This window comes from Pseudoalteromonas sp. SR45-5 (assembly GCF_014163565.1).
In the GTDB taxonomy this organism is placed as follows: Bacteria; Pseudomonadota; Gammaproteobacteria; order Enterobacterales; family Alteromonadaceae; genus Pseudoalteromonas; species Pseudoalteromonas distincta.
Window position 1 is genome coordinate 1 of record NZ_JACJDN010000763.1, and the last position, 1659, is coordinate 1659.

The window sequence follows — 1659 nt, forward strand, 5'->3', positions numbered from 1 at the left end:
GGCGGTGTTGGAGGAGGTTCATCTGACGCAGCGAGTACTTTATTAGCCCTAAATAAGTTATGGAAATTGGCACTAAATTTAGAAACACTAGCACAATTGGGGCTCAAGTTAGGGGCAGATGTTCCGGTGTTCATACAAGGTCAAAGCGCCATAGCGCACGGTATTGGTGAAAAACTACACCACGTAACACTTGAACAAAAATGGTACTGCGTTGTACACCCTAACCAACATGTAAGTACCGCAAAAATATTTACACATCCAGATTTAAAACGCGACACACCAAAAATAATAGGCGACTGGAAACACCATACTTTGACCAACGATTGTGAGCCTTTAGTTAAAAAGCTTTGCCCCGAGGTTGAAAAAACCCTCCAGTGGTTGCTAAAATACGCACCGTCGAAGATGACCGGAACAGGTTCATGTTGTTTTGTCGAATTTGCTAGCCAAGTTCAAGCACAAGATGTACTTGAAAATCTCCCCCATACTTGGCAGGGTTTTGTGGCTTCAAGCGCAAATGTCTCACCTGCTCATACGGAGTTAACCGCCATATTCGATCAATGAAGTAACGTACAAGTAATCATAAGTTAACCCGCAGTGAAATTTATCATTGCCCGTTAGTCCAAATATTCAGTGCCTGAGGAACCCTACCGTGCCTGACATGAAGCTCTTCGCTGGTAACGCAACACCTGAGTTAGCTCAAAAAGTTGCAAAACGTTTATATATTGAATTAGGCGATGCTGTTGTTGGCCGTTTTAGCGACGGTGAGATCAGTGTTCAAATAAATGAAAATGTTCGTGGCTCGGACGTTTTTATCTTGCAATCAACCTGTGCCCCTACAAACGATAACCTGATGGAACTTATCGTTATGGTTGATGCTCTACGTCGTGCATCTGCAGGTCGTATTACTGCCGTCATTCCTTATTTTGGTTATGCGCGCCAAGACCGTCGTGTACGTTCTGCTCGTGTTCCAATTACCGCTAAAGTTGTTGCAGATTTCTTATCAAGTGTTGGTGTTGACCGTGTTCTTACGGTTGATTTACACGCTGAACAAATCCAAGGCTTCTTTGATGTACCTGTAGATAACGTATTTGGCAGCCCTGTATTACTTGAAGATATGAAAGAACGCGACTTTGAAGACGTCGTTGTTGTATCTCCAGATATTGGTGGTGTTGTACGTGCTCGTGCAATTGCAAAACTACTAAACGATACCGATTTAGCAATCATTGATAAACGTCGCCCTCAAGCAAATGTTTCTCAAGTAATGCACATTATTGGTGACGTTGAAGGTCGTGATTGTATTATCGTAGATGATATGATTGATACCGGTGGTACATTGTGTAAAGCCGCAGAAGCACTTAAAGAACATGGCGCTAAGCGTGTATTTGCATACGCAACACACCCTATCCTTTCAGGTAAAGCAGCCGAAAACTTACGTGACTCAATGATTGATGAAGTAATTGTAACTGACTCAATTCCGCTATCTGATGAGCTTAAAGCCCTTGATAAAGTTAAGGTACTTACGCTTGCTGACATGTTAGCAGAGACTATTCGTCGTATTAGTAACGAAGAATCTATCTCAGCGATGTTTGAACACTAAAATTAAACATTCCTGAATATAAAAGCGCCTTTTGGCGCTTTTTTTGTAAGCGATGTTTATTT

2 protein-coding genes are annotated in these 1659 nt (G+C 42.0%); both read left to right on the plus strand.

All coding sequences use genetic code 11. From position 1 onward, the window contains the following. Positions 1–561: 4-(cytidine 5'-diphospho)-2-C-methyl-D-erythritol kinase (gene ispE / locus H5072_RS18775; RefSeq protein WP_182694432.1), on the plus strand; the 561-nt coding region annotated here is incomplete at its 5' end. A gap of 88 nt (positions 562–649) precedes the next feature. After that, positions 650–1597, plus strand: coding sequence for a ribose-phosphate pyrophosphokinase (locus H5072_RS18780; RefSeq protein ID WP_002958550.1), 948 nt, complete (start codon positions 650–652; stop codon positions 1595–1597). Positions 1598–1659 lie beyond the last annotated feature (62 nt).